This is a genomic window from Peribacillus sp. P4_C12, assembly GCF_056402095.1.
The window spans coordinates 1-6170 of sequence record NZ_JBFUIB010000207.1; the positions used below are offsets into that span (position 1 = coordinate 1).

At 34.9% G+C, this 6170-nt stretch carries 8 protein-coding genes and 3 pseudogenes; 2 read left to right on the top strand and 9 right to left on the bottom strand.

Going from position 1 to position 6170, the window contains the following annotated elements; translation table 11 throughout:
• Both AC1DUW_RS18870 and AC1DUW_RS18875 read right to left on the bottom strand, forming a co-directional pair.
• Positions 1-168 (bottom strand): annotated as a pseudogene (locus tag AC1DUW_RS18870) (terminase); the annotation flags it as partial.
• A 104-nt stretch (positions 169-272) separates the two neighbouring features.
• Positions 273-601, bottom strand: a pseudogene (locus AC1DUW_RS18875) (HNH endonuclease).
• A gap of 234 nt (positions 602-835) precedes the next feature.
• On the opposite strand from AC1DUW_RS18875, the gene AC1DUW_RS18880 reads away from it, so the two are divergent.
• Positions 836-1306 (top strand): hypothetical protein, encoded by a 471-nt coding sequence (locus AC1DUW_RS18880; RefSeq protein ID WP_053345441.1) that lies wholly within the window; start codon positions 836-838, stop codon positions 1304-1306.
• Positions 1307-1349: 43 nt separating this feature from the next.
• Here the strand turns inward: AC1DUW_RS18880 and AC1DUW_RS18885 are convergent, their stop codons facing one another.
• The 6 genes from AC1DUW_RS18885 to AC1DUW_RS18910 form a co-directional block, all read right to left on the bottom strand.
• Positions 1350-1544 (bottom strand): hypothetical protein, encoded by a 195-nt coding sequence (locus tag AC1DUW_RS18885; RefSeq protein WP_053345440.1) that lies wholly within the window; start codon positions 1542-1544, stop codon positions 1350-1352.
• A 49-nt stretch (positions 1545-1593) separates the two neighbouring features.
• On the bottom strand, positions 1594-1749 hold the full coding sequence (locus AC1DUW_RS18890) for a hypothetical protein (protein ID WP_162878799.1): 156 nt from the start codon (positions 1747-1749) through the stop codon (positions 1594-1596).
• A gap of 243 nt (positions 1750-1992) precedes the next feature.
• Positions 1993-2757, bottom strand: a complete 765-nt coding sequence (locus AC1DUW_RS18895; RefSeq protein ID WP_053345439.1) for a hypothetical protein — start codon at positions 2755-2757, stop codon at positions 1993-1995.
• 520 nt (positions 2758-3277) lie between these two features.
• Positions 3278-3427: a hypothetical protein gene (locus AC1DUW_RS18900; protein WP_161804906.1), complete on the bottom strand. Its 150-nt coding sequence runs from the start codon at positions 3425-3427 to the stop codon at positions 3278-3280.
• 87 nt (positions 3428-3514) lie between these two features.
• A complete protein-coding gene (locus AC1DUW_RS18905; protein ID WP_477643190.1) occupies positions 3515-4114 on the bottom strand; it encodes a hypothetical protein in 600 nt (199 codons plus the stop codon).
• Between the two features lie 105 nt (positions 4115-4219).
• Entirely contained in the window at positions 4220-4570 is a 351-nt protein-coding gene (locus tag AC1DUW_RS18910; RefSeq protein ID WP_053345437.1) for a DUF6262 family protein, read from the bottom strand.
• A gap of 219 nt (positions 4571-4789) precedes the next feature.
• On the opposite strand from AC1DUW_RS18910, the pseudogene AC1DUW_RS18915 reads away from it, so the two are divergent.
• Positions 4790-5053, top strand: a pseudogene (locus tag AC1DUW_RS18915) (tyrosine-type recombinase/integrase); the annotation flags it as partial.
• Positions 5054-5152: 99 nt separating this feature from the next.
• On the opposite strand, the gene glnA reads toward AC1DUW_RS18915, so the two are convergent.
• Positions 5153-6170 (bottom strand): type I glutamate--ammonia ligase (gene glnA / locus AC1DUW_RS18920; protein WP_477643191.1); only part of this gene is annotated, 1018 nt, incomplete at its 5' end.

Consider the following 6170-nt stretch of genomic DNA (forward strand, 5'->3'; position numbering starts at 1 on the left):
GACTGGGATCCATTTTTMGTTTTAACGGATTCTCCCTCTTTGATAATGATTTTATTAACCCTTCTAAAAGACTTGACCAAATCGATATACCTTTCCACTTTCGATCAAATCATCCAAATTTAATTTGTTCATTACCTGTTCTTTAAGTACCGTGATCTTAACCGCCATGTACCCACCCCCCTAACGTGAAAAATTGATGATAAATCTGGGAAACGACCCCCTCCCTGGTCCCCGGGTTTTTTTTGATGATTGAAATAATTTGGTGGGAGGTGTTACCATCTCTCGTCATCCCATTTTTTCTTTTTCTGTCTCCAAATACTCTATTGTGTATTTTGTTATGACAGTTCAAGCACAGTGTTTCCAAGTTATCCAATACAAAAGCTAATTGAGGATAATCTTCAATCTCATACTTATGATGCACATTCAACTCGATACTTTTCCGTTCACCCTCCACTTTAACTGAATCCACATGGACTCTGCCCTCGCGCTTACACTGTTGGCACTCATGGTTATCTCTCTCTAGAGCTTTGAGCCTTAACTTATTCCATTCACCAGACTTGTAAAACTTACGCTTCTGTTCATCTGTCTTGTACTCTGCCAAGTTAACAGCAACTTCTCGCAAATACAACTGCACGAAACTTCTTCCAAGCAGATGAGTTATAGAACCTCTTGGCTTCTTTATCACGCTTGTATTTATTATAGTGAGCTTGCTTACCCATGAAATATCACGATCATAATAGACCCAAGACCTCCCCCTACTATCTTAATAAAGATAGCTTTTCAGTGAACCCTAACCTATAATTAGTCTGATAATCTATTACATAAGGAGACAACCATGTATATCTGGAATATTAACAAACTCGTTACGGCCTTAAAGGAAAGAACAGTAAATGACAAACAAAGGAAAAGCTACAGCATTACTTTTTGGGCAATAGTTGCTCTTACTGTGCTTTCACTTCCTGTAGTCTATAATCCTTCTTCAATGAATAGGTATGATGTTATTGATCTTTTTTTGTTTATTATAATCAATGTGATTGCAATCTATCTGTTAATCAGTATTTATAAAAAGAGAAGTAGAAAAGATTTAGATTTCTTCTTGCCCTTTTTTAGCTTAATGATTCCGCTGTTTTTACGGAACATCTTATGGACCATACTTTTAACTATCATTGGTTTTATATATATAGGATTCTTTGCACCTTATCATTCTATGGATGAAACTAATCTGATCGATGTAATTATCGCTGCTATAGTCGAAATTGTCATGAACATAATGTTTGTTCATTACTTTAAAAAGATATATAACTAGTAAGCACCTTTATTAGGTGCTTTTTAATTTAGACTTCACAATTTTATTTCCTCCTAACAGCTCCATTCACACGCTTATAGATATCACGATTCATTCCCATTAACTCCTTAACATCTTTAAAATTTAATTCTTCTTTTCTCTTAGGCTTGGATTCGGGTTTACTCTGATGGCTGCCTCTTCTAAGTTGATTAAACTTCTGAATGTCCAATTTAGATAAATGATGGTCAGCAAACTTCATCTTGAACACCTTTCTTATCCAAAATAAAAACACCGCGGGAAACGGTGTTTTAACTAGGATCGTTCTCATCAAGAGACAAAGTGGTTACTTTCGTATAATCGCCTTTATCAATCTCTTCTTTAGTAGCATCTCTTTTCAATTCATCTTCTGTATTAATTCCTTCAGCAATTGTAGGTTCATCAGAAGAGCGATTTTCTTTTTTCATCAGCACACCCCTTTTAAGGTTATTGTGCCCAGGCATATTCATTAAATACTTGTAGACTCATCCAAAAACATTGTTATGTTCCCCTTATTAATTCTGAGACAACACCGCCAATTTGAATGCCTTCCCTTTTCTTTATTACCGATTATATAAACCTAAATGAACAATTCAGAGGGTTTTCTTTATTTATTTTCTTTAAAGATTTTCTTTAGGAATCTCGTTTTAGAGCAATTAAAAAGCACCCAATTAATGGATGCTTAGATTCAATTTCTTTCGTAACCTTATTTCAAATTTATCACTAAAAAATTCATTTGCATTAAATATAGTACTAATGTCTGAAATATCACCTACGTTCACAATTAAAGCTTCATCAACTTCTTGATTTGTGAGAACTATTCGATATTCATATTGATTTTCAAAGTATTTATCTTTCCAAAAATAAATATCTGTCCCTTGATTTTTATAAGAGCTCATCCTAGCTGAGGAATTGATGTTATAATCATCATACTTTACCAACCCCCCTCTGTAAGCATATCCTTTTTCATTAAATGTTTTAGTAATTCTGTCAATAAATTGCGATGGATTAACAAAAATTAATCTATCTCCGAACTCCCTAATCATTTTATCGATTTGTTCTTTAGGTAAATCAAATTTAGTATAGTAATACTTTTCATCCTCTTTAACCACTTTTAACATATCACCGACAATTGCAAACATACAATATAATGGTCTTTTTTCATTTATATTTTTTCTAAAATTCATCTTCTTAGTTCGCCCCGACATTACTAATTCATAGGTATCTTGAGTAAAGAAATTCAATGTTAAATCCGTAAAAACATGTGCTGCTTCAAATTTGTCTCCTACACCTTTTTCTCCCAAAACACTTTCCATATCAATATACTTTTTGAAATTGTTCATATATAAATCTCCAGACAAGAAACTTTCAACATAAGATGTGAACTTTATAAATCCAAAAACTTGACCTTTAAATCCAACTTCTGATAATTTCATATTCTTCCTTCCCTCCTAGTTAACTAAATTCGACAAAAGGGACTATTCACCGGTATTTATTCACACTAAACTAGGCACAAGACTTTTACATGAACGTTTACTTGTTAGCGAACATGTAAGACTGTATGCCAAGTTTACAAAGAATATACTTCATTAAAAAACGCCTACCCAATGGATAGACGGTTATGATATATATTCAACAATAGAAGGTATACGTAGCAAACCATTCTTGTTTCTGAACTTAACTCTGCATTTAATCTTGGGGTCCAAGTATATGAATTTCTTGTTCTCCTCTACAATTAAATCTTGATACTGGTTTTAGAACTGCTTCCTTGCTGCAGGAGTGACAAACTCCATTATGCCAGCTGGCTTTATTCGGTTGTTTTCTTCAATCCCTAGAAGCAAACCAAATTCATCTTGATATCGTATTCTTCTTCCTGGATTTCAAGTTCTTCAAACTCGATCCCAATCTCTCGTTCGTTCGCTTTATCTTCGTTTTTGAGACAAAATTTAATTAAACTCACCTTATAAATATCTTACAAACATCACATAGACCAATCTCATTTAAAGGGAGTTCCTTAAAAAACTTTCTAAGGTTTTTAGCTGCGGCTGATGTTTCACCGCCGTAAGTTGATAGTTCAAGTAGCAATTCAGGTTTGTATCCAATCATTACAAGCACCACATTGATTTATCCATTTTCTAAGTTCTGGGTACTTTCTAAATACTCTTCGCCTTCTGTCATAAAGTTCTCCTCTATTTATTCATCCTGAGTCATTGAATCTCTGTAATGTACGGCAGAAAGTAACTTCAACCCTCTCAAGTGTTTTATCTGTTCATCCAATATCGCAATCGCCTCATTTTTGTATCCTTCAAGAACTAATTCCTCTGCCTCAAGCCAGGAGAGGTATACGGTATCCTTTATCTGTTCTTTATAAGAGTTATAGGAGTTTTGGTTACCCTCGTGAAGGGAAATAACAGCACCATAATAGGATTTGTCTTTGTTATCCTTCATTTTTGATAAGTGTGCTTTTGCCTCTTTRTACTTTTTTTGCTTAGTAAGAAGCATGACGTTTGCGTGATTCCTAGCTGTTTTCTGTTTGATGCGATTCAGTGTTTTTTCCGCCTCTGCTTCATTACTGTAAAGTAGCTGGTAAATGAAATGATAATTCGGTATTTTTGATTTTCTTAAGTATTGCTTGATTTTATCTGCATTTTTTCCAAAAAGAACTGGATAGTAGTAAAATATAAAATGKTAAGCCAAAAAAAGGAACAACAAGACAAAAAGCCCCCATTGTGGTGCACCAATGACTCCCATTGCAAATGTAGCTAAAAAGAATATGATAAAAGCCCAGATCATATGATTTCCCCCTAATGACACTCCAATACTGAACGCCTAGTTGATAGATTCTAACAAACGCTCTTAAGATCTTAAATTGGTCTTTTAATAACGAAAACCGATTTTTTAAATCTGATCGTAGAGACTTCCTTGGAACTTCTTCAGTTGTTTAGTCAAATCTTTATTCTTGTTTTCAAGCTCTTTCACTTTCATTCGCAGAATTTCAATCAAAGCATCTTTATTTTCATCGTTCATGTTTTGTTTTACTGCCTTTTGGGTTTGTACTTTTGTTTGTTGAGAGCGTAGTGTTTCGATACGCCCTCGAATTGCTGGATTCTTGTACAAATATGGTTTTGATACACCAACTGCTTCTGAAACTGTATTAAAGTTAATCACTTTATTATCTTTAATCAGTTTATGAATAGCCATATCTTCCTTTTCATACGATATACGACTTTTTAATTGTGCATGTTTTATTTAGAAGTCTTCTTCAAAACTTCCATACTATTACTTTAGCACATCCAAAATGAATAAGTGTCCGTTTATCGTTCGCGAATCGTTCGGAAATAGTTCGCGAATATATAGACATTAATTTGTCCACTTTTATTTGCCTTTTCGATTTAAAATGAGGTTTAAATACCCTTTTGAATTAGTTATAATCCAGATTGTGTATAATTCACAGGTACCCACCATTCAAAATCCACCTTACACAGGGCTATTATTCGCATATGTAGAAAAGCAGGAATTACAAAACATATAACCATTCACGGTTTACGTCATACCCAGGCTGTTTTACTTCTTAAATCCGGGGCAAGTTTAAAAGATGTGCAAGAACGCTTAGGACATAAATCAATTCAAACAACAGCAGATGTCTATGCTCACATGTCAAAGGAACTCGAAGAAAAAAGTGTAGTTGGATATTCAAAATACATGGATTATGAACAATTAAAAATGAAATAGTATGTAATGTGGTCAATCATCTAGTTTCCTTCTCATATCATTAAAATAAAAAAAGCCTTGGCAACTGAGAAACTCAGTAATGCCAAGGCTTTTAAGCTATTAATAAGTAGACATATATTGTTCGCGTTCCCATGGGTGAACTTGTGTGCGGAACATATCCCACTCAATTTCTTTTGCTTCGATGAAGTGTTCAAGCAAGTGATCACCAAGAGCTTCTTTGATGATTTCATTGGATTTTAATGTTTCCAATGCAGCATATAAAGTAGCTGGTAGATCTACGATTCCTACTTCTTCACGTTCTTCTTTATTCATTACATAAATGTTACGGTCAACTGGAGCTGGAGGAGTTAGGTTGTTTTTGATACCGTCAAGACCAGCTTTCAATATTACAGCAAGTGCCAAGTATGGATTGGCTGCTGGGTCGACACTACGTACCTCAACACGAGTACTAACACCGCGTGAAGCTGGGATACGAATTAATGGGCTACGGTTTTTAGCAGACCAAGCAACATAACAAGGAGCTTCGTAACCAGGCACTAGACGTTTGTATGAGTTAACAGTTGGGTTTGTTACCGCTGTGAAGCTAGGAGCATGCTTAATGATACCTGCGATAAATTGCTCTGCTGTTTTACTTAGTTCTAATTTTCCTTCTGTATCGTAAAAGGCATTTTGGCTTCCTTTGAATAAAGAAACGTTACAGTGCATACCTGATCCATTAACACCGAACAATGGTTTAGGCATGAATGTTGCGTGTAAACCATGTTTACGGGCAATCGTTTTAACGACCAATTTGAAAGTTTGGATGTTATCACATGCTGAAATTGCATCTGCATATTTAAAGTCAATTTCGTGTTGTCCTGGAGCTACTTCATGGTGAGATGCTTCAATTTCAAATCCCATTTCTTCAAGTTCAAGAACGATATCGCGACGGCAGTTTTCTCCTAGGTCAGTAGGTGCAAGGTCAAAGTATCCGCCTTTATCATTCAATTCTAGAGTTGGCTCTCCAGCTGCATCTAGTTTGAATAAGAAGAATTCTGGTTCAGGTCCAAGATTAAAATCAGTGAAGCCCATTTCTCTTGCTTCTGCAAGGACACGTTTTAAGTTAGTACGAGGATCT